25 protein-coding genes are annotated in these 19,261 nt (G+C 65.9%); 14 read left to right on the plus strand and 11 right to left on the minus strand.

The genetic code is table 11. From position 1 onward, the window contains the following. Window positions 1-18: 18 nt before the first annotated feature. The 3 genes from DC347_RS22020 to DC347_RS19040 all read right to left on the minus strand — a co-directional run bounded on the left by DC347_RS22020 (window position 19) and on the right by DC347_RS19040 (window position 1,314). Window positions 19-444 carry a DsrE family protein gene (locus DC347_RS22020; protein ID WP_368665765.1) on the minus strand — a complete coding sequence of 142 codons (426 nt, stop codon included), beginning with the start codon at window positions 442-444 and terminating at the stop codon, window positions 19-21. A gap of 161 nt (window positions 445-605) precedes the next feature. Continuing rightward, complete coding sequence (locus DC347_RS19035; protein ID WP_109864065.1) at window positions 606-1,022, minus strand: DUF302 domain-containing protein; 417 nt, start codon at window positions 1,020-1,022, stop codon at window positions 606-608. 34 nt (window positions 1,023-1,056) lie between these two features. Next, complete coding sequence (locus tag DC347_RS19040; protein ID WP_109864066.1) at window positions 1,057-1,314, minus strand: metal-sensitive transcriptional regulator; 258 nt, start codon at window positions 1,312-1,314, stop codon at window positions 1,057-1,059. A gap of 124 nt (window positions 1,315-1,438) precedes the next feature. Between DC347_RS19040 and DC347_RS19045 the strand changes: the two genes are divergently transcribed. The 10 genes from DC347_RS19045 (at window position 1,439) to DC347_RS19090 (ending at window position 9,201) form a co-directional block, all read left to right on the plus strand. Then, window positions 1,439-2,056, plus strand: a complete 618-nt coding sequence (locus tag DC347_RS19045; protein WP_109864067.1) for a rhodanese-like domain-containing protein — start codon at window positions 1,439-1,441, stop codon at window positions 2,054-2,056. Continuing rightward, complete coding sequence (locus tag DC347_RS19050) at window positions 2,053-2,811, plus strand: sulfite exporter TauE/SafE family protein (protein WP_109864068.1); 759 nt, start codon at window positions 2,053-2,055, stop codon at window positions 2,809-2,811. Before DC347_RS19045 ends, DC347_RS19050 begins: the two co-directional genes overlap by 4 nt. Window positions 2,812-2,833: 22 nt before the next feature. Next, window positions 2,834-3,175: a rhodanese-like domain-containing protein gene (locus tag DC347_RS19055; RefSeq protein ID WP_109864069.1), complete on the plus strand. Its 342-nt coding sequence runs from the start codon at window positions 2,834-2,836 to the stop codon at window positions 3,173-3,175. 52 nt (window positions 3,176-3,227) lie between these two features. Beyond that, entirely contained in the window at window positions 3,228-3,524 is a 297-nt protein-coding gene (locus DC347_RS19060; protein ID WP_109864070.1) for a rhodanese-like domain-containing protein, read from the plus strand. Window positions 3,525-3,577: 53 nt separating this feature from the next. Continuing rightward, on the plus strand, window positions 3,578-3,940 hold the full coding sequence (gene trxA / locus DC347_RS19065; protein WP_109864071.1) for a thioredoxin: 363 nt from the start codon (window positions 3,578-3,580) through the stop codon (window positions 3,938-3,940). A 6-nt stretch (window positions 3,941-3,946) separates the two neighbouring features. Further along, window positions 3,947-4,402 (plus strand): rhodanese-like domain-containing protein, encoded by a 456-nt coding sequence (locus tag DC347_RS19070; RefSeq protein ID WP_109864072.1) that lies wholly within the window; start codon window positions 3,947-3,949, stop codon window positions 4,400-4,402. 48 nt (window positions 4,403-4,450) lie between these two features. Then, window positions 4,451-5,857 (plus strand): rhodanese-like domain-containing protein, encoded by a 1,407-nt coding sequence (locus DC347_RS19075; RefSeq protein ID WP_109864073.1) that lies wholly within the window; start codon window positions 4,451-4,453, stop codon window positions 5,855-5,857. A gap of 84 nt (window positions 5,858-5,941) precedes the next feature. Then, window positions 5,942-6,214 (plus strand): SHOCT domain-containing protein, encoded by a 273-nt coding sequence (locus DC347_RS19080; RefSeq protein ID WP_109864074.1) that lies wholly within the window; start codon window positions 5,942-5,944, stop codon window positions 6,212-6,214. Further along, a complete protein-coding gene (locus DC347_RS19085; RefSeq protein ID WP_109864075.1) occupies window positions 6,211-7,701 on the plus strand; it encodes a multicopper oxidase family protein in 1,491 nt (496 codons plus the stop codon). The genes DC347_RS19080 and DC347_RS19085 overlap by 4 nt, the downstream gene beginning before the upstream one ends. 291 nt (window positions 7,702-7,992) lie before the next feature. After that, window positions 7,993-9,201, plus strand: coding sequence for an MFS transporter (locus DC347_RS19090; protein ID WP_109864135.1), 1,209 nt, complete (start codon window positions 7,993-7,995; stop codon window positions 9,199-9,201). A 100-nt stretch (window positions 9,202-9,301) separates the two neighbouring features. On the opposite strand, the gene DC347_RS19095 is transcribed toward DC347_RS19090, so the two are convergent. The 8 genes from DC347_RS19095 to DC347_RS19130 all read right to left on the minus strand — a co-directional run bounded on the left by DC347_RS19095 (window position 9,302) and on the right by DC347_RS19130 (window position 15,342). Then, window positions 9,302-9,913 carry a recombinase family protein gene (locus DC347_RS19095; protein ID WP_109864136.1) on the minus strand — a complete coding sequence of 204 codons (612 nt, stop codon included), beginning with the start codon at window positions 9,911-9,913 and terminating at the stop codon, window positions 9,302-9,304. A 117-nt stretch (window positions 9,914-10,030) separates the two neighbouring features. Next, the gene (locus DC347_RS19100) at window positions 10,031-10,942 is read right to left on the minus strand and encodes an AAA family ATPase (RefSeq protein ID WP_109864076.1); all 912 of its coding nucleotides are present in this window, start codon (window positions 10,940-10,942) and stop codon (window positions 10,031-10,033) included. Further along, entirely contained in the window at window positions 10,929-12,389 is a 1,461-nt protein-coding gene (locus DC347_RS19105) for a Mu transposase C-terminal domain-containing protein (protein WP_109864077.1), read from the minus strand. The genes DC347_RS19100 and DC347_RS19105 overlap by 14 nt, the downstream gene beginning before the upstream one ends. Window positions 12,390-12,404: 15 nt before the next feature. Further along, window positions 12,405-12,977, minus strand: a complete 573-nt coding sequence (locus DC347_RS19110) for a recombinase family protein (RefSeq protein ID WP_109864137.1) — start codon at window positions 12,975-12,977, stop codon at window positions 12,405-12,407. Between the two features lie 142 nt (window positions 12,978-13,119). Further along, window positions 13,120-13,650 (minus strand): DinB family protein, encoded by a 531-nt coding sequence (locus DC347_RS19115; RefSeq protein ID WP_109864078.1) that lies wholly within the window; start codon window positions 13,648-13,650, stop codon window positions 13,120-13,122. A gap of 28 nt (window positions 13,651-13,678) precedes the next feature. Then, entirely contained in the window at window positions 13,679-14,191 is a 513-nt protein-coding gene (locus DC347_RS19120) for a GNAT family N-acetyltransferase (RefSeq protein WP_240617863.1), read from the minus strand. Further along, window positions 14,188-14,538, minus strand: coding sequence for a helix-turn-helix transcriptional regulator (locus DC347_RS19125; protein ID WP_109864079.1), 351 nt, complete (start codon window positions 14,536-14,538; stop codon window positions 14,188-14,190). The genes DC347_RS19120 and DC347_RS19125 overlap by 4 nt, the downstream gene beginning before the upstream one ends. A 63-nt stretch (window positions 14,539-14,601) precedes the next feature. Next, window positions 14,602-15,342, minus strand: coding sequence for an MIP/aquaporin family protein (locus DC347_RS19130; RefSeq protein ID WP_109864080.1), 741 nt, complete (start codon window positions 15,340-15,342; stop codon window positions 14,602-14,604). A 46-nt stretch (window positions 15,343-15,388) separates the two neighbouring features. Between DC347_RS19130 and DC347_RS19135 the strand changes: the two genes are divergently transcribed. The 4 genes from DC347_RS19135 (at window position 15,389) to DC347_RS19150 (ending at window position 19,261) form a co-directional block, all read left to right on the plus strand. Beyond that, window positions 15,389-16,060, plus strand: a complete 672-nt coding sequence (locus DC347_RS19135) for a helix-turn-helix domain-containing protein (RefSeq protein ID WP_109864081.1) — start codon at window positions 15,389-15,391, stop codon at window positions 16,058-16,060. 192 nt (window positions 16,061-16,252) lie between these two features. Then, window positions 16,253-16,675 (plus strand): arsenate reductase ArsC, encoded by a 423-nt coding sequence (locus tag DC347_RS19140; protein WP_109864082.1) that lies wholly within the window; start codon window positions 16,253-16,255, stop codon window positions 16,673-16,675. Between the two features lie 28 nt (window positions 16,676-16,703). Continuing rightward, a complete protein-coding gene (gene trxB / locus DC347_RS19145; RefSeq protein WP_109864083.1) occupies window positions 16,704-17,708 on the plus strand; it encodes a thioredoxin-disulfide reductase in 1,005 nt (334 codons plus the stop codon). A gap of 164 nt (window positions 17,709-17,872) precedes the next feature. Beyond that, window positions 17,873-19,261 (plus strand): FAD-dependent oxidoreductase, encoded by a 1,389-nt coding sequence (locus tag DC347_RS19150; protein WP_109864084.1) that lies wholly within the window; start codon window positions 17,873-17,875, stop codon window positions 19,259-19,261.

Genomic DNA, 19,261 nt, shown 5'->3' on the forward strand with positions numbered 1-19,261 from the left:
CCGATCAGACTGTCATACTCACCTTTTGACCGACTTTCTTTTCGGCAACCAGTTTTGACTAAGAGTAGGAGTGCTTTTTCGACTTTTTGTCAGTTTCAGAAGTCGTCTGCACAGAATGTCCGAAGTCATCTGCACTGGATGTATGTCGGCACGCAGAAACCGCGCTTTCGGCGGTGGCCGGTGCGAGGGCGCAAGCGGCCGGGAGCCGCCTGGTTTTAAAGCCTGGCGTAGGCCCAGCCGCCCCATTGGCCGCCGGGCAAGGTGGGCGATGGCCGCGGGAACCATGCCAATGCCGGGCGCAGGGTCCTTTTCTTCCAGGCCGGCGGAGCGCATGCTGTTGCCGCAGGCGAAGATACGCACGTCCAGTTGCCGGGCGCTTTTGACGGCTTCGGTAGCGGGTGAGTTTGTGGCCAGGAATTTCACACCCGGGCCCCGGACAACCACTTCAATCCCGGTTCCCGGGGTGAGTGCGGCGCGGGCGTTGGTGGCGCTGCGGAGGATGCCGGTCAGGGCGTCCTGCTCAAGCGGCCCGACGGTGTGAATGACTAAGCCCCTGCCGCCGCCGTCGTTGGCGGTTTCTGCGGGCGGCCCTGTCTATGGGCACATTACTCGGTTGTTTCACTCAGCCCGGCGAGGGCCGTGCGGAGGCGGGTGCCGGCGTCGTCTGCTATTTCTTTGACGGAAGGGGCGCCGCTGAGCTGGACCATGGTCTGGGGGTCGATTGCTTCCACCGTGGTCACGTCTGCATCCTTGTTCCGGCGCACCACGACATTGCACGGCAGCAGGGCGCCGATTTCAGGTTCGGCGGCAAGGGCGCGGCTGGCAAGAGCCGGATTGCAGGCGCCGAGGATGACGTAATCCCCGACGGCGTCTGCTGCTTCAGTGCCAAGCTTGGCTTCAAAGGTGGACCGGACGTTTATTTCCGTCAGGATTCCGAACCCCTGCGCCGCAAGGGCCTCGCGGGTGCGCTGCAGCGCTTCCGCCCAGGGAAGGGAGACGGTGGTGGCCAGGGTGTACGTCATGATGCTCCTCGAAGTTGCTCGACCGGTCCGCTGATTAGGCAAGGGAGAGGAAAAGCTTCTCCAGGTCCTTCTTGTCCATGGTTCCATCTTTTTGGACAATGCACTGCTCCAGCCCGGTGGCAATGATGGCGAAGCCGGCCCGGTCAAGGGCCTTGGACACAGCGGCCAGCTGGGTAACGACATCCTTGCAGTCCCGGCCCTCCTCGAGCATCCGGGTGACGGCCGCGAGCTGGCCCTGGGCGCGCTTGAGGCGGTTGATCACGGGCGTGAGCTCGGTTGGGTTCAGTTCCATAAGGGGGTCTCCATCGATAAGGTGCTACCCCCAACTATATACCCCCACGGGTGTTTTGACTACCCCCGGGGGTATCTGTAATACTCGGTGGGGTATCCACCCGACCCCTTCCGAGAGGCCACTTATGACTTCCCCTTCCAAGGCACCCGCCGTGACCGCACTCGCCCCCGAAACGCTGCAGTCCTGGTTCACTGAGCACCAGGACCTCGTGGTGCTCGATGTGCGTTCCGCCGCTGAATTCGAATCCATGCACATCCGCGGCTCCTACAACGTGCCGTTGCCGCTGCTCTCCGAGCACACCGACGAACTCGCCGCCCGGCTTGGCTCGCGCGTGGTCCTGGTCTGCCAGTCCGGAGTGCGTGCCGAGCAGGCCCGCCAGCGCATGGCCACCGTCGGCCTGGACACGGCCTACGTGCTCACCGGCGGGGTTCCCGGCTTTGCTGCCGCCGGCGGCGATGTGGTCAAGGGCAAGGACCGCTGGGACCTGGAGCGCCAGGTCCGCATGGCCGCAGGCTCCCTGGTGATGCTGGGCCTGATGGGGGGCAAGTTCGTCTCCCCCAAGGTCCGCATGCTGGCCGGTGCCATCGGCACCGGGCTGACGTTCTCCGCCGCAACCAACACCTGCGCCATGGGCAAGGCCCTCTCGGCCATGCCGTGGAACAAGGCCGCCCAGGAACCCACCCGCGAAAGCGCCATCCTGCAGCTTCCCGTGCAGACGGCTGAAGAGGGCGCTGCGGCATGATCCCGGCCCTGGGACTGGGGCTCGTCGTCGGCGTCGCACTGGGCGTTGTGGGCGGCGGCGGGTCCATCATCGCCGTTCCGGCCCTGGTGTACGGCGTGGGCATGAGCCCCGCCCAGGCCATTCCCACCTCACTGCTGGTGGTGGGCATCTCCTCGCTGGCCGCCCTGCTTCCCCGGATCCGGGACGGCCTGAACTGGCCCGTGATCGCACTGGTCGGGACCGCCGGTATCCCGGCGGCCTGGGCCGGCGCGGCAGTGGGCAAGCTGCTGGATCCGAACATCCTGATGCTTGCCTTCGCCGTGATCATGGTGGCCGCGGGCATCCGGATGCTCAGCAAGCCCCGCGAAAGCGAAGGTTCCTGCAGCACCGGGCCGAACCGGGCTTTCCGGTCCTGCGCCCCGAAAGCCGTGGGGGTGGGGCTGCTCGTCGGGTTCCTCACCGGGCTCCTCGGCGTGGGCGGCGGCTTCCTCATCACCCCCGCACTGACCATCTTCCTGGGCCTGCGGATGAAGCAGGCTGTTGGAACCTCTTTGGCGATCATCGTGGTCAATTCCGCCGCCGGGTTCGGCGCCCACGCTGCCGGATACACCATCGACTGGGCCACCACCCTGGCGTTCGCCATCCCGGCCATCGTGGGATCGGTGGTTGCCGCCCGGTTTGCCCGCCACCTGCACGACAAGCACATCCGTATCTCGTTTGCCGTACTCATCTTCGCCGTCGCGGCGTGGGTCACCGCCGGCACGGTCACCGCCTGACTCATCCATAGAGGAGAACACCATGGGACTGATCGATTCCCTCAAGAAGGCCTTCAGCAAGCCCTACAAGACAATCTCCGTAGCGCAGGCCAAGGACCTCCTGGGCTCCGGGGCCACGCTCATCGACGTCAGGTCAGCCCAGGAACGGCGGACCGGCCGGGCGCCGCAGGCCAAGCATGTCCCCTTGGACAGGCTGCAGGCCAGCACCGCCGGCATCCAAAAAACCCGTCCCGTGATCGCCGTCTGCGCCTCCGGCGTACGTTCGGCCTCAGCAGCGCGGCTCCTCGCCGCCAAGGGCTACGACGCCTACTCGGTGCGCGGCGGCATGGCCGCCTGGCGCCAGGCCGGCGAACCCGTCCGTTAGGCAAGCACCACTTCCACACACCCAGCCGAAACCACTTCGAAGGAGAACCCCCATGGCTGAAATCACCATCACCGAAGCCGAACAGCGCCGCTCCACCGCCCGGATCCTCGACGTCCGCGAGGACTTCGAGGTCGCCGAGGGCATGATCCCCGGCGCCCTGCACATCCCCATGGGCCAGCTGCAGGCCCGCCTGGGCGAGCTGGACCCGGCCGTCCCCGTGATCGCCGTATGCCGCAGCGGCAACCGCAGCGCCGCCGTCGCCGATGCCCTCAACGGCGCCGGCTACAAAGCGGACACCATGGCCGGCGGCATGACCGCCTGGACCCGCGCCGGACTCCCCACCACCTAGGCCCCAGCCGCAGGGCACTTACCCCTAGCCCGACCGAAAGGACACGACAGATCATGGCAACCATCGACATCACCGACCAATCCTTCGCCCAGACCCTGGAGGACAACGACATCGTCTTCGTCGACTTCTGGGCAGCCTGGTGCGGCCCCTGCCGCATGTTCGCCCCCACCTACGGCGCCGCCGCCGAACGGCACCCCGACATCACCTTCGCCAAGGTGGACACCGAGGCCGAACAGGAGCTTTCCGCCGCAGCGAACATCACCTCCATCCCCACGCTGATGGCGTTCAAGGACAAGACCCTCGTCTTCTCCCAGCCCGGAGCACTCAATGCCACCGGACTGGAGGAAGTCATCCAGGCCGTGAAGAACCTGGACATGGACAAACTCCGCGCCGAAGCCGGCCACCAGCACGCCTGACACACCATGGCGGGCCAGCACGCTTTCCGTACTGTCACGGCAGAAGAACTCGCCAATGTGTGGCCCCGTGCCGCACTGGTGGACGTCCGAAGCCGGGATGAACACGCCACCGCGCATGTTCCGGGGAGCCTGAACATTCCCCTGGATGAACTGCCCTCCCGGCTCGCGGACCTGCCCAACACCACCATCCACCTGCTGTGCGGATCAGGGAAACGCAGCAGCCAGGCCGCACGGATCCTCACCGACCGCGGATACACCACGGTCAACGTGGCCGGCGGAATCACCGAGTGGTACCGGGCAGGCCACCCTGTCACCTATCAACAAAGCACCCGAAGACCAGCCTCCAGCGGCCAGGAGCCGTGTAGTCACAGGCCTCCTGCACCTGTTCCGAAGGCCGTTCCACAGGAAAACAACCTAGGCCGCAGTGCACTTGCGAGATACCCCCCGGGGTATCTATACTGATTGCAGAACAACCTTCCAATCCCCTTTCACAATGAAGGAGAGCACCAGATGCTTATCGAGCGCATTTACGACGAAGACCTCGCCCAGGCCAGCTACCTGATCGGCTGCCAGGCCAAGGGTGAAGCGATCGTGGTGGACGGGCGCCGCGACATCGCCGTCTACCAGGACCTTGCCGCGAAGAACGGCATGAAGATCGTGGCCGTCACCGAGACCCACATCCACGCCGACTACCTCTCCGGCACCCGCGAACTGGCCGCCGCCACCGGCGCCAAGATCTACGTTTCCGGCGAGGGCGGACCGGACTGGCAGTACGAATTCGAGGGCGAGCGGCTGTACGACGGCGACACCATCACCTTGGGCAACATCAGCATCAAGGCCGTCCACACCCCCGGCCACACCCCGGAGCACCTGTCCTTCCTGGTCACCGACGGCGCGTTCAGCGACAAGCCCGGCTACCTGCTCTCCGGAGACTTCGTGTTCTCGGGCGACCTGGGCCGCCCGGACCTGCTGGACGAGGCCGCCGGTGGCATCGAGACCCGCTTCGAGGGTGCCAGGCAGCTCTTCGCGAGCCTGCGCGATAAGTTCCTGACCCTGCCGGACTACGTCCAGGTCCACCCGGCCCACGGCGCGGGCAGCGCGTGCGGAAAGGCCCTGGGCGCCATCCCGTCCTCCACGGTCGGTTACGAACGGCTCTACGCCTGGTGGGGCCCTTACCTGGCCGCGAACGACGAGACCGGCTTCATCAACGAGCTCCTCGATGGCCAGCCCGACGCCCACGCCTACTTCGGCCGCATGAAGCGCGAAAACCGTGAAGGCCCTGTTGTCATGGGTGAGCGTATCCCGCTGCCTGAACTGTTAACTGAGATCGTTGCCGCCGGCCTGGCGGAGGACACCCTGACCTTCATCGACACCCGCCCTAACAGCGAAGTCCATAAGGGCACCGTGGTCCGGTCCCTGAACGTTCCGGCCGGCAAGTCCGTGGCCAGCTACGGCGCCTGGGTGGTGAACCCGGAAACCGATCAGAACCCGTTGGTACTCCTGGCCAAGGACCAGGAACAGGCGCAGGACATGTGGGACCACCTGGTCCGGGTCGGCATCGACAACGTCGCCGGCTACGTCACCAGCATCGACGGGCTGCCCACCTTCACGCCGAAGCTGATCCAGCCCGAAGAACTCGACGGGTTCGACGCCGCCATGGTCCTGGATGTCCGCAACCGCACCGAGCACACCGCCGGGCACGTGCCCGGCTCGTACCAGCTCAGCGGCGGTCGCGCCATGTGGCACCTGGATGAACTCCCCGCCGAGGGCACCATCGTAAGCTACTGCCAGTCCGGGGTGCGGAACTCCGTCGCGGCCAGCGCCCTGCGCCGGGCGGGGTACGACGTCGTCGAACTCGACGGCAGCTACGCCGCCTGGGACGCCTGGCACAACTCCCGCCAGTCAGCCGAGGCCTAGGACCACCGCCCCCGCACGGCCCCCTGAGAACGCACGGTCAGGCACGGCCTCGCCGTGCACGACAAGAGATAAGGAAACCCTTTGATGATGAACGGCTTTGATATGGGCGGGATGGGGCTAGCCTGGATCTTCTGGATCCTGCTGATCGCCGGCGTGATCCTCCTCGCCGTGGTGCTGGTCAAAGCCTTCACCCGCAACGCCGGCGGCAACGCCCCCACCGATGGGCAAGGACCACCACGGCCGGGTGCGGGCCCTGCCCGGGGCCGGGAGATCCTTGAGGAGCGTTACGCCCGCGGGGAGATCAGCACCGAAGAATACCAGGAACGGCGTCGGATGCTGGAGGAGGACGGGCGGTGAGGCCGCTGACACGCCGCCAGCTGCTGGCACTGGGTGCGGCCGGGGCCGGCGCCACGGCTGTCGGCGGCGCCGGGCTGTGGTTGACCACCGGCCCCGGCACCGGATCCGGACACACCGGGGGTGAGGACCTGACCGAACCCCAGTTGCTGGCCAGCCGCGACCGGGTGCTGGAACTGGACCTGACCGCCGCGCCGGCACGGGTCCGGGTCGGCGGGCAGGAGGCCAACGTCCAGGCATTCAACGGCTCCCTGCCCGGGCCGACCCTGCGGGTCCGCGCGGGCGACACCATCCGGATCACCATGCGCAACGGGCTGCAGGCTCCCACGAACCTGCACGTGCACGGACTGCACGTCTCCCCCCAGAGCAACAGCGACAACCCCTTCGTCAGCATTGACCCGGGCGGGTCCTTCGACTACGAGTTCACCCTGCCCGGCGCCCACCCGCCGGGTACCTACTGGTACCACCCCCACCGCCACGGGCACGTCGCCGGCCAGGTCGCCGCCGGCCTCTACGGGGCCATTGTGGTGGAGGATCCCGACGCGGTCCCGGTCACCCGGGAAAGGGTGCTGGTGGTCTCCGACCTGTCCCTTGACGCAGACGGCAACCTTGCCCAGCCGGACTGGATGCAGCAGATGATGGGACGTGAAGGGCAGATCGTCCTGGTCAACGGCCAGCTCCGCCCGCAACTGCGCGCCGCGCCCGGAGAACGGGAGCGGTGGCGGATCATCAACGCCTGCTCCTCCCGCTACCTGCGCCTGGCACTGGACGGACAGCAGCTCCGGCTGCTCAGCCGGGACCTCGGACGCCTGCCGGTCCCCGAGGACGTCACCGAAGTGGTTCTCGCCCCCGGCAACCGCGTAGAGCTGCTCGTGGAAACCCGCGACGGATCCTCCACCCTCACAGCGGCACCCGTGGACCGCGGCAGCATGAACGCCATGATGGGGGGTGGCAACCAATCCGGTAGTGGCCCGGTCGACCTGCTCTCCCTGGCCGTGTCGGGAAGCGCGGGCACTGACCCCGGGCCCGTGCCCGAAGGCCGGCCCCTGCGCGATCTGCGGAACGAACCGGTTACAGCCGCCCGCACCCTGAACTTCGCCATGGGCATGAACGCAAACACGGGCATGAACGGAAACATGGGCTCGGGCACGGGGATGGGCAGCATGATGGCCTTCACCATCAACGGGCGGAAGTTTGATCCCGAACGGGTCGACGAGACGGCAGCGGCCGGGACCGTGGAGGAGTGGACCCTGACCAACTCCAGCCCCATGGACCACCCCATCCACCTGCACGTATGGCCCATGCAGGTCATCCAGGACGGCGACCGCGACGTAACCAAACCCACCTGGCAGGACGTGGTCAACGTCCCCGCCCGCAGCCGGGTGAAAGTCCGGGTAGCCTTCAACGACTTCCCCGGCCGCACCGTGATCCACTGCCACATCCTGGACCACGAAGACCAAGGCATGATGGCCACCGTCCAAGCCCGCTGACCAGCCAGCGACCGGGCGAAAAACCCCATCACCGCAACACATGGCTCTGCAACCGTTGACTCTGGACCTCCGGTGTGGCGATGCGGGACGGGCCGGTGCAGGTGCGTTCAGAATCAACCGGCTCCGGGCGGGTGAACGGCCCGCTCCACTGGGGGCACCGCCGTCGGATCAGCCCGATGCCCGCACCCCTAAGACCGACAGGACCCACCAGTGATCTCAGGCAACACCCGCCGGCAGCCTCGAACAACAGAGGCCATCACGCTGGGACTGCGGCAGAACCTGGCCCAGTTCATGCTCCTCGTCGCCGTCAACGCCCTCGTGGGCGGCACCCTCGGCCAGGAACGCACCGTCCTGCCGCTGCTCGCCGAAAAGGTCTTCCACCTCGATGAGTACACGTCCGCGCTGACGTACATTCTGGCGTTCGGTCTGGCTAAAGCCGCCACCAACTACTTTGCCGGAACCCTCTCGGACCGGTACGGCCGAAAACCGGTCCTCGTCGCTGGTTGGCTCATTGCCATCCCTGTCCCGGTGCTGCTGATCTTCGGGCCGTCCTGGGGTTGGATCGTCGCTGCCAATGTGGTGCTCGGGGTCAGCCAGGGCCTGACCTGGTCCACCACCGTCATGATGAAAATGGACCTCGTCGGCCCTGAGCGCCGCGGTCTGGCCATGGGGCTGAATGAAGCGGCCGGTTACCTGGGGGTCGCGGGCGCGGCGCTGGCTACCGGCTACATCGCCGCCGCGTACGGGCTCCGTCCCGGGCCGTTTCTGCTGGGGGCTGCCTTCGTCGCGGTCGGCCTCGGCCTGTCCGTGCTGACCATCCGCGAAACACATCACCACGCCAAGGCCGAAGCCGCCGCCCACGTTCCGGTCCATGCGGGCAGCCACGCCGGGCTGAGCAACCGTGCCGTCTTCATCCTGACCAGCTTCCGGGACAACTCCCTGTCCTCCGTCAGCCAGGCCGGAATGGTGAACAACCTCAACGACGGCCTCGCCTGGGGACTTTTCCCCGTCCTGTTCGCCGCCGCAGGGCTCAGCATCGAACGCATCGGGATCCTCGCCGCTCTCTACCCGGCCATCTGGGGCGCCGGGCAGCTGGTCACCGGCGCGCTGTCGGATCGGATCGGGCGCAAACCCTTGATTGCCGGCGGCATGCTCGTCCAAGCCCTGGCACTGGGCATGGTCGGGTTCGGGCATGACTTCGGCACCTGGCTCGCCGCCGTCATCCTGCTCGGTGCCGGCACTGCCATGGTCTACCCCACACTGCTTGCAGCGATCGGCGACGTCGCCCACCCCGAATGGCGGGCACGTTCAGTCGGCATCTACCGGCTGTGGCGCGACGGCGGGTTTGCCGTCGGCGCCCTGCTCTCGGGACTCATCGCCGACGCCTACGGCATCCCGGCAGCCGTATTGACCGTCGCCGGCCTGACTGCGCTCTCCGGCTTCATCGTGGCCATTCGCATGCGCCCCGCTGACCACATATCCAGCCGCCCCACAGGCTGACCCAGAGAGGATTAGGACAGCGGCGGGGACAAGTAGCCGCCCCACGGCGCTGAACCGTAGGCTTAGGCCCCTTCCCGTTTCCCATTCACTGCCCGGCAGACTATCTGGAAAAAAGTTTCTCACCGTCCGGACGCAGTTCCCCTGTGGGTGAGACGTGCCGGTACAGGGTCTGGCGGGTGATCCCGAGTTCGGTGCAGAGTTCGCTGACCTTCGTGTTGGGTTGACCCATGGACGCCAGGGCGAGACGGAGTTTGGCGGGAGTCATCTTGTAGGGCCGCCCGCCGTTCCGGCCGCGGGCCCGTGCTGAGGCGAGGCCGGCGAGGGTGCGTTCGGAAATGAGTTCGCGTTCGAATTCAGCGAGGGCGGCGAAGATGCCGAAGACGAGTTTTCCGGAGGCGGTGGTGGTGTCGATGGCGGCGCCCTGCCCGGTGAGTACCTTCAGTCCGATGCCCCGTTCGGTCAGGTCGTGGACGATGTTGACCAGGTGCCGCAGGTCCCGGCCCAGCCGGTCGAGTTTCCAGACAACCAACGTGTCGCCGCGGCGCATGGCTTTGAGGCAGGCAGCCAACTGGGGCCGGTCATCTTTCTTCCCGGAGGCCCTGTCTTCATAAAGAGAGCCAGTGTCGATGCCGACGGCCAGAAGCGCGTCGCGCTGCAGGTCTGTGGACTGGAAGCCGTCGGCCTTGGAGACCCGCATATATCCGACCAGCACCACGGTTCTCCTCTGTGATTTATACGTTCGTTTAAGTGACACCGCGCGCAAAGCTCAAGGCTATCCACTCCGATGTCATGTGAACCGCAGAGTTATTTGGCCCGAAAAACGCAGGGTTTAGTGGCCGATCAGGAGTGTTTCCCTGGCCGCGTCGACGACTTCTGGGGTGAGTGCATTGAGGTGGTTCAGTGTTTGTATCCTCCGTACTTGGGTGAGCAGCCTGTCAACGAGCCGGAAGTTTCCGCCTGTAATTCTGGCGATTGTTGCGACGGCAGTTGAGTACCCAAGGTTGTCTTCGGGCCGTTGGGGCTCTGGGGGTATGCGCTGGGTGAGTACGGCTGTGAGCTCTTCAGCGGTGAGTGGCCGGAACTCGTGGGCGAACCCGATGCGGCTGTAGAGCTGCGGGTATCGTGCCAGGCGTTTCTCGATGCCGGGCATGCCGATGAGAATGACCCCCATGTGGTGACGGTCGTAGTAGTCCCGCACCTGTTCCAGTCCTGTGGCTTTGAGCCGGTCTGCTTCGTCGATGATCAGAAGCTCGGTACGGCCGCTGGAGCGGGACTCGGTATGCACGAAAGGGTCGATGACTCCATGCTCGGCATAGTCGACCGCGTAAGAGATTTGCTGGCAGGCGGTGGGTAGCCCCTGGTCAATCTGCCGTACGGTTGCGGCGACGGTGGGGGTAAAAAACGCGGTGCGTGCTTCAAGGATCCGTTCCGGGACCGGCTGAACCTTCTCCGCGAGGGCAGCCTGCCAGACATCCCACTCATCCACTGCAGCGTAGTGGCGTGCAGAGAGGGTTTTGCCGACTCCTGCCGGCCCCCAGCATAGGCCGATGTAACGGTTGCTGCGGACGGTGTTGGCGAACTCGGTGAATCGGCGATGTTCTCTGGTGGCCAGGAAGGCAGGCTGGTCCGGCGGCGACGGTGGGGCGGCACTATTTATCTCACCTAACTTGTAAGTGAGGAATCTGCTGCCGTCATCCTTTCCGTCGAGAAGTGTGCGCTTTCCGGGTTCAATCGGTTTCATATGTACGCAGCTTTTGTTGGACGGGTTTGGGAATGGGTGATGATTCGGAGGGGGCTGGAAGCGCCTCGGTCGTCGTGGGGGCATAGCGGGTATCCGCGGGGAGGGCGTCGGCCAGGCTGCGCCGTTCGCGCAGCTGGTGTTTGAGTTCGCGTTTCCTATGGGCCCTGGCGTCGCGTAGCTGGTCCAGGGTGATGGCTTCTGTTGCCAGTTCGGGGGCGATGGCTCGGCAGAGGAACATGTCGTTGAAGTAGACACGGATTTCTCCGATGTCCCTGGGGTCATAGCGGACGGTGACCTGTTCGCCGACGTATGCCGCCAAGACCGGAGAAACGTAGCGAGTGGAGGCGAATTGGATGCCGTCGCGCTGTACTTTCCTGGCGGTGGCTACGGTCAGCAATAGCAGGTCCAGGTCGTCCGGGTGCGCGGGCATTCTCGGGATGAATCCCGAAGCGGACCACCGCTGCACGGGTGCCTGCCTCGTTGATGAATGTCGACGGTGGTTGTACTCCGAGACGATGAACGTCTCCAGGATCCTATCGAGCTGCTGCAAGGTGAGTTCGGGTGTGCTGGTTGGCCGCCCTCGTGTGCCGTGCGGGATGTAGCCGGGTAGGTGGGGCAGGAGTTCGGTGGTGACGGTGCGGTAGAACCGTTCGATCTTCCCGCGCCCTTGCGGCACTCCGGGCCTGGAGTGGATCAGCTGAATGTGGGTGTCGAGGCAGACCCGCTCCAACCTTGTGGAGGTGAAATCAACGCCGTGGTCGCTGTACAGCACGTCCGGCAGCCCCATGAGCGGCCAGGACGGGTTGGCTTTTCCGCGGATAGCTTGGTGAAGGGCCAGGGCGGTCTGGTGGGCGTTGGGCGCTCCGATGAATACTGTGTAGCCGGCAACCGCGCGGGAGTAGTCATCGAGCACGACCGTGAGCCAGGGCCGCGCGGTGCCCCCTTTTGGGTTGGCGACTTCGATGTCGAGGAGGGTGTGGTCGGCCTGCCATTGCTCGTTCGGCCGGGCGGCGGTGCGTCGGTAGACCAGTTCGAAGGTGTCCCGATAGGCGGCGTCTCCTTTCTGCGCGAGCGTTCTGAGGCCTGGATCGATGCCGGCCATCAGTGCACGGACGGTCGAATAGCTGGGGCCTGGGATACCGCGGGCCAAGGCAATGCCGGTGATCCTGCGGTGAATGAATGCAGCTGTTGGTGCCGGGCGGCGCAAGGCGAGTCCTTCGACGGCGTCAATGAGCTCTTGCGGAATCGTACGTTTGCCCCGGTCGGACCGGGGCAAACGCTCGAGGCTCGCGACGGTGCCCTCAGCACGGTACCTGGACATCCAGTGGCGGATGGTTCGGATCGCGATGCCCGACTCGGCAGCCAGACGGGACAGCGGGATGCCTTCATCGAGATGCCGTCGCAGCAGCACGGCGCGGTCCTCAGCCGAGTACTTAGCCCGCGGCACCGCACGTTCCTTTGCTTACCGCGCCGGCCCGGCGGACGGCGCCTGCAGGTGGCGGTAGATGGTGGGCCGGGAAACTCCAAAGGTATCCGCGATTTCCTGCACGGTGTGTTCCTTCGAGTCGTACATGGCGCGCGCCTGGGAGATCTTGGTCGCCGTCATCTTGAACTTGGGCCCGCCCTTGCGTCCGCGGGCGCGGGCAGCGGCGAGGCCATCGTGGGTTCGCTCCACGATCAGGTCATGCTCGAACTCAGCGATCGCGGCCAGCATGTGAAAAAACAGGCGGCCGCCGGGCGTGGTCGTATCGATTCCCTGCGACAGGGCACGCAGACCAATCCCACGCTCCTGCAGTTCCTCCGCCACTTGTTTGAGATTGCGCACCGAGCGTCCCAGCCGGTCCAGCTTGGTGACAACCAGGGTGTCGCCGGCACGGACGTACTCAAGCACCTGGTCAAGAGCCGGCCGCCGGGCGAGGACACCGGAGGCATGTTCAACGAAGATCTTCTCGCAACCCGCAGCCTCGAGAACGTCCGTTTGCCCCTCGGGGTGCTGGTCTCTGGTTGATACACGCGCATACCCGATTAAAGCCACACCTAAATGTAACGCAAACGCCGCCTCTGATACATAGATAGCGGACACGGGTCATGAGACAAGACATGCCGCAGTTCCGATGAGTGTCTTTCGAAGTCTCGTAAACGGTCGTTTGCGATGCTTGGCGCGCCGGTCAGCCGTTTTAGTGACTGGGGTGGGTCAGGCTGAGTTGCCGGGCGTGGAAGTCGAAGTGTTTGGTGGGGTACGCGTAAACGTCGTTGATGGTCATGATGGGAGCGAAGAAGGGATCCCAGCGGTCCGGGAAGGGCATCGACCTGCCCAGGGATCTACCGTTCTCGCGTTCCAGTCTCCGGGTGATGGCGTTGATGGTGGTTTCAAGTTTCCGGGCCATCCGGAGTCTATTGAAGTAGAGGGCTGCGCTGCGGGAGCCCCAGTAGTTGATGACGTCGAAGGGGCGCGTGCCGGCGTTCAGGAGTGCGGCGAAGCGTTTGCCGGCGGGGGTAGGGAGCCGGCTGACGAGGTGAACCAGGGGAAGCAGCGCACGGACGACCATATAGCCGAAGACCATGTGGAAAAGCAGCTCTTCGTTGGTCCATTTGGTGCCGTTGCTTTTGCGGCGAAGATCCGCCATGGTGGCGCCCGCCAGCCAGGCATCAAGGTCGGTCCGGACCCGGCGGTAGCCGGCGATGATCTCTTCGCATGACGCTTCCATATCGTCCTCCAGCGTGCCGGTCGGCTGTTTAAATGTTGTCGGAGCGGCGTTCGATAAGAAGAGTGTCGCGCCACTGCCCGGCCAGCGGGCCGTGGGGCATCCGGGCAATCCGCTGGCGGCGTCCGACGGTGGAGAATCCGTAGGCGTGGTGAAGTCTGAGACTGGCTTCGTTTTCGGGAAAGACACTGGCCTGGATGGTCCAGATCCCGGCGCTCTCGGTGGAGTTGATGAGTTCCTGAAGGAGGGCTGCGCCGATGCCCAGCCCGCGTGCGGCTTGGTCAACATACACGGAGTGTTCCACGATCCCTGCGTAAACGGGCCGGGCGGAGACGGGTGAGACTGCCACCCAGCCCTGGACCACGCCGTCGGGCGAAGCGGCAACGTGACGGTGGCCGGTCAGCCTGGATTGGTCAAAGGACTCCCACCCAGGGCCGGCGGATTCAAAGGTCGCGTGCCCCGTGTCGATGCCTTGTTGATAAATGGACCGGACCTGGTCCCAGTCCGCCGGTTCCAGGGCCCGGACCGTCGGGGTCGCGCTCACAGGTTGGCCAGGAGGTTAGCGACGTCCTCCAGCGCGCCGGGGGCCAGCGAGAAGTACGCCCAGGTGCCGCGTTTCTCACGCAGCAGCAGGCCCGCTTCGACCAGGATTTTCAGGTGATGGGACACCGTAGGCTGACTGAGGTCCAAGGGCTCGGTGAGGTCGCACACGCAGGTGGACCCGGACGACGAAGCCTTGATGATGGACAACAGACGGAGCCGGTTAGGGTCAGCCAGCGCTTTGAATACCAGCGCCTGTTGCTTTGCTTCGCCGGCGTCCAGGGCAGGACCGCCTGCGGGCGGGCAGCAGGCAGTATCCGCGACGGGATCCAGGACGGGCAGCACAGTCATCTCCCCATTATGCGCCCATATTGACATCGATCAATACATTCGCGGCCACGGCAAGGGACCGGGCTAGGGGGCGGTCTTGTCCGCGTCGTGCGGGAGCACGACGTCATCCGCGGCGCGGCCGGAAGCCGGGAAGAGGAGCAGGAGGAGCCCCATGCCAACCGCGGCGCCAAGGAATTGGGCGATGACAAACGCGGGAACGGAGCCCGGTGCGATGCCGGCGAACGTGTCGCTGAAAATCCTGCCGACCGTGACGGCAGGGTTCGCGAAGGACGTGGAGGAGGTGAACCAGTACGCAGCTCCGATATAGGCACCGACCGCCGGCGCGGCGAGAACGCCGCGCCGGGTGGCGGCGAGGGCGAAGATCAGCACGATGAGCCCCGCGGTGGCGACGACTTCGCCGAGCAGGTGTCCGCCCGTCGCCCGGTCCTTCCCCGAGATGGAAGTCCCCACTTCGAACATGGCATTCGCGACCACACTGCCGGAGACGGCACCGAGGATCTGCGCAACCACGTAGGCGCCGACATCAGGAAGGGTAAGCCCACTGCCGCTGCGCCGGCCCAGCACCCAGTCTGCGATCGAGACGACGGGGTTGAAGTGTGCCCCGCTGACAGGACCGAGCACGAGGATCAGTACGGCCAAGCCGAATACCGTTGCGGTGCTGTTCTGCAGCAGCTGCAGTCCGATGTCGTTCGGGGAGAGCTGCTGGGCCATGATCCCGGAGCCAACGACGATCATCACGAGCAGGCTGGTGCCCAGGAATTCGGCGATGGCACGACGCCACAGCGGCGGCTGGTTTGTAGTCATGGCATCAAGCTTGACCCACGCAACTAAGTCAGTCAAAATTGAGTCAATGAAAACTGATCCAGCTGATGCTTTCCGGGTGCGGGTAGCCCGGCATGCGGCCCTCGCCGATCCGGCGCGCCTGCACATCGTTGATCTGCTGACCGTTGGCGACTTTTCACCCACGGAGCTCCAGGCCGAATTGGGCATGCCGTCGAACCTGATGGCCCACCACCTCCGGGTGCTGGAAGACGCGGGCCTGACGGTCCGCCGCCGCTCGGAGGCTGACAAGCGCCGCAGTTACATCCGCCTGGCAGCCGGCGCCCTGAACGGTCTGGCGCCCGGCGCTGAGCACGGTGCCACCCGGGTCCTGTTCGTCTGCACGCGCAACAGTGCCCGCTCCCAGCTGGCCGCCGCGCTCTGGCGCCAGGTCAGTGAAATCCCGTCAACCTCTGCCGGAACGCACCCGGCGGACCGGATCGCAGAGGGTGCGCTGGAGGCGGCCCGCCGGCACGGCGTGGATCTGCCGGAAGTTCCCCCACGCAAGCTCGGGAAGGTCGCCGCCGGCGATTTCGTCATCACCGTCTGCGACAACGCCCACGAGGAACTCACCAGCCTCGACGGCGTCCACTGGTCAGTGCCCGATCCGCTGCGGATCAACACCGAGGAGGCCTTCGAGTCCGCCTTCAACGACCTCTCCGGGCGGATCCACGACCTCGCACCCAAACTGCGCGCCGCCTAAAAGCACCTTGCCCGGGGCGCGCCGGGCGCCGCCCTGCGAAACCAGGCCCGCCCGGCAACCGAATATTGACAATCATCAATAAAGCGTCGGATACTTCCATACATTGATAAACATCGATATGCAGATGTGGGATGTGTGGTCGTGGCGACTTCTATTTACACCGATCCACCAACTGATTCCAGGAGAAAACCAGTGAGCACTGAAACCGCCAAGAAGCCCTCCGTCCTGTTCGTCTGCGTCCACAATGCCGGCCGCTCCCAGATGGCCGCCGCGTTCCTGACTACCCTTGGCCAGGGCCGGATCGAGGTCCGCTCCGCCGGGTCGCAGCCTGCCGAGAAGATCAACCCCGCCGCGGTCGAGGCTATGGCCGAGCTGGGCATTGACATGTCCGCCGAGGTTCCCAAGGTCCTGACCACCGAGGCCGTGAAGGAATCCGACGTGGTCATCACCATGGGCTGCGGCGACGAGTGCCCGTACTTCCCGGGCAAGCGGTACGAGGACTGGGTGCTTGAGGACCCGGCAGGGAAGGGTGTCGAGTCCGTCCGCCCGATCCGGGACCAGATCAAGACCCGCATCGAGGACCTGATCGAATCCCTCATCCCTGCGGCCAAGTAGCCGTCCCAGGACACCAGGAGACCAAGACGTGAGCACCAACGAAACGCCCGCTGCCGCCACGGCCGAACAGCTGATCATTATCGGTTCCGGCCCGTCCGGCTACACCGCCGCCATCTACGCCGCCCGCGCCGGACTGAACCCCTTGGTGCTGGCAGGATCCGTGACCGCCGGCGGTGCCCTGATGAACACCACCGAAGTGGAGAACTTCCCGGGCTTCCCGGGCGGCATCCAGGGCCCGGAGCTGATGGACGGCCTGCAGCAGCAGGCGGAAAAGTTCGGCGCCCGCATCGAGTACGACGACGCCACCTCCGTCGACCTGAAAGGTCCGGTCAAGCGCGTGGTCACCGGTGGCGGGGAGACGTACGAGGCGCAGGCAGTCATCCTGGCCACCGGCTCGGCCTACAAGGAGCTCGGCCTGCCGGAGGAGAAGAAGTTCAGCGGACACGGCGTCTCCTGGTGCGCCACTTGCGACGGGTTCTTCTTCCGCGACCAGGACATCATCGTCGTGGGCGGCGGCGACTCCGCCATGGAGGAAGCAACTTTCCTGACCCGCTTCGGCAAGACCGTCACCGTGGTGGTCCGCAAGGGCGAACTGCGGGCCTCCCGCATCATGGCGCAACGGGCCAAGGACAACCCCAAGATCCGGTTCGCCTGGAACTCCGCGGTCAGCGCCATCCACGGCGACGGCAAGGTCACCGGTGTGACCCTCACGGATACCCGCACCGGCGAAACCCGGCACCAGGATGCCACCGGAATCTTCGTGGCCATCGGGCACCTGCCACGGACCGAACTCGTGGCCGGCCAAGTGGATCTGGATGAGGAGGGCTACATCAAGGTGGACGCCCCCACCACCTGCACCAACCTCTCCGGAGTCTTCGCCTGCGGCGATGCGGTGGACCACCGGTACCGGCAGGCCATCACCGCGGCCGGCACCGGCTGCGCGGCGGCCCTGGACGCGGAACGCTTCCTGGCAGCGCTGGAGGACGCAGCCAGCATCGCGACTGCGCTGGTCGAGGAACCAATTCACGCATAGACCCACGCGGGGAGGGAGGTGAGCTGAATGAGGACAGGATGCTGCGGCGACTCCGGCTGCTGCGACGACGATCAGGACTGCTGCTAACCCCCGCCGCCTGCCGGGCACCACACAATGGGCCCGGCGGGCACCAACCACATCAAAAGCATGGAAATGAGGACAGCATGGATTCAGCGAAAAGCCTTCCCGTTGCCGTGATCGGCGCCGGACCCGTTGGCCTGGCGGCCGCGGCCCACCTGCTCGAGCGCGGCCTGGAGCCGATCGTCTTCGAAGCAGGACCGACGGCGGGCGCCGCCATCGAGCAGTGGCGCCACATCCGGCTGTTCTCACCCTGGCGGTTCAACATCGACTCCGCCGCCGCCCGGCTGCTTGAAGCCACCGGCTGGGAATCACCGCGCCCCACCGCCCTTCCCTACGGCGGGGAACTCATCGACAACTACCTCGCGCCGCTGGCCGCGCTGCCGCAGATCGCCGACCGGCTGCAGACAGGCGCCCGCGTCATCGCCGTGACCCGTCAGGGCCTGGACAAAACCCACGTCCGGAGCCGCGACGAAACCCCGTTCACCGTCCGGGTCGAACACTCCGACGGCGAAATCCGCGACCACACGGTCGCGGCCGTCATCGACGCGTCCGGCACCTGGTCCGGCCGCAACCCGTTGGGGACCTCCGGCCTGCCCGCCATCGGCGAAGACACCGCCGCGGACCGGATCTCTGCCCCGCTGCCTGACGTCACCGGGCGGGAACGGGCAGCGTTCGCCGGCCGCCGCGTCCTGGTCGTCGGGGCGGGCCATTCTGCGGCCAACACCCTGATTAACCTCGCGGACCTCGCCAAAGACGAACCCGATACCCGCATCCTGTGGGCAGTCCGCGGCGCTACGGCCGAGAAGGTCTACGGCGGCGGGGACGCCGACGGGCTCCCGGCCCGCGGCCAGCTCGGCGGCCGCGTCCGCCGTCTGGTCGAAGCAGGCAAAATCGAACTGCACACCGGCTTCGGCATCAGCTCCCTGAAGAACCTTGACAGCGGAGTGATGGTGGGAGCCGTAGACGGTCGCACCATCGAAGCCGACATCATCGTCCCGTGCACCGGGTTCCGCCCGGACCTGGACATCCTGCGCGAACTACGGCTCAACCTCGACCCCGCCGTCGAAGCCCCCACCGAACTCGGCCCGCTGATCGACCCCGAATTCCACTCCTGCGGCACCGTCCCACCGCACGGCGCGAAGCTCCTCGCCCACCCGGACAAGGACTTCTACATCGTCGGAATGAAGTCCTACGGCCGGGCCCCGACGTTCCTGCTGGCCACCGGCTACGAACAGGTCCGCTCCGTCGTCGCGGCCCTGGCCGGGGACCAGGACGCCGCTGACACCGTCCACCTCGAACTGCCCGAAACCGGGGTCTGCTCCACCGACGCCGGCACCAGCTGCGATGTTCCGGCGACCGTCGGAAAAGCATCCGCCGCCGATCAGGGAACCGTCGGGTGCTGCACCACGCCCGAACCCGTACTGGTCGGTTTCCCCACCGGGCTCGCCCACGGCCGCTCCGGCATCAACTAA

It is taken from the genome of Pseudarthrobacter sp. AG30 (genome assembly GCF_003116525.1).
GTDB lineage: Bacteria > Actinomycetota > Actinomycetes > Actinomycetales > Micrococcaceae > Arthrobacter.

Bases quoted from the DNA above. Each gene is read 5' to 3' on its own strand.
- DC347_RS19090 (WP_109864135.1), top strand. From the start codon at position 7,993: ATGCTCCTCGTCGCCGTCAACGCCCTCGTGGGCGGCACCCTCGGCCAG.
- DC347_RS19125 (WP_109864079.1), bottom strand. From the start codon at position 14,538: ATGACTGTGCTGCCCGTCCTGGATCCCGTCGCGGATACTGCCTGCTGC.
- DC347_RS19150 (WP_109864084.1), top strand. From the start codon at position 17,873: ATGGATTCAGCGAAAAGCCTTCCCGTTGCCGTGATCGGCGCCGGACCC.
- DC347_RS19035 (WP_109864065.1), bottom strand. From the start codon at position 1,022: ATGACGTACACCCTGGCCACCACCGTCTCCCTTCCCTGGGCGGAAGCG.
- DC347_RS19070 (WP_109864072.1), top strand. From the start codon at position 3,947: ATGGCGGGCCAGCACGCTTTCCGTACTGTCACGGCAGAAGAACTCGCC.
- DC347_RS19060 (WP_109864070.1), top strand. From the start codon at position 3,228: ATGGCTGAAATCACCATCACCGAAGCCGAACAGCGCCGCTCCACCGCC.
- DC347_RS19075 (WP_109864073.1), top strand. From the start codon at position 4,451: ATGCTTATCGAGCGCATTTACGACGAAGACCTCGCCCAGGCCAGCTAC.
- DC347_RS19100 (WP_109864076.1), bottom strand. From the start codon at position 10,942: ATGAAACCGATTGAACCCGGAAAGCGCACACTTCTCGACGGAAAGGAT.
- DC347_RS19045 (WP_109864067.1), top strand. From the start codon at position 1,439: ATGACTTCCCCTTCCAAGGCACCCGCCGTGACCGCACTCGCCCCCGAA.
- trxA (WP_109864071.1), top strand. From the start codon at position 3,578: ATGGCAACCATCGACATCACCGACCAATCCTTCGCCCAGACCCTGGAG.
- DC347_RS19130 (WP_109864080.1), bottom strand. From the start codon at position 15,342: ATGACTACAAACCAGCCGCCGCTGTGGCGTCGTGCCATCGCCGAATTC.
- DC347_RS19050 (WP_109864068.1), top strand. From the start codon at position 2,053: ATGATCCCGGCCCTGGGACTGGGGCTCGTCGTCGGCGTCGCACTGGGC.
- DC347_RS19080 (WP_109864074.1), top strand. From the start codon at position 5,942: ATGATGAACGGCTTTGATATGGGCGGGATGGGGCTAGCCTGGATCTTC.
- DC347_RS19135 (WP_109864081.1), top strand. From the start codon at position 15,389: ATGAAAACTGATCCAGCTGATGCTTTCCGGGTGCGGGTAGCCCGGCAT.
- DC347_RS19055 (WP_109864069.1), top strand. From the start codon at position 2,834: ATGGGACTGATCGATTCCCTCAAGAAGGCCTTCAGCAAGCCCTACAAG.
- DC347_RS19040 (WP_109864066.1), bottom strand. From the start codon at position 1,314: ATGGAACTGAACCCAACCGAGCTCACGCCCGTGATCAACCGCCTCAAG.
- DC347_RS19115 (WP_109864078.1), bottom strand. From the start codon at position 13,650: ATGGAAGCGTCATGCGAAGAGATCATCGCCGGCTACCGCCGGGTCCGG.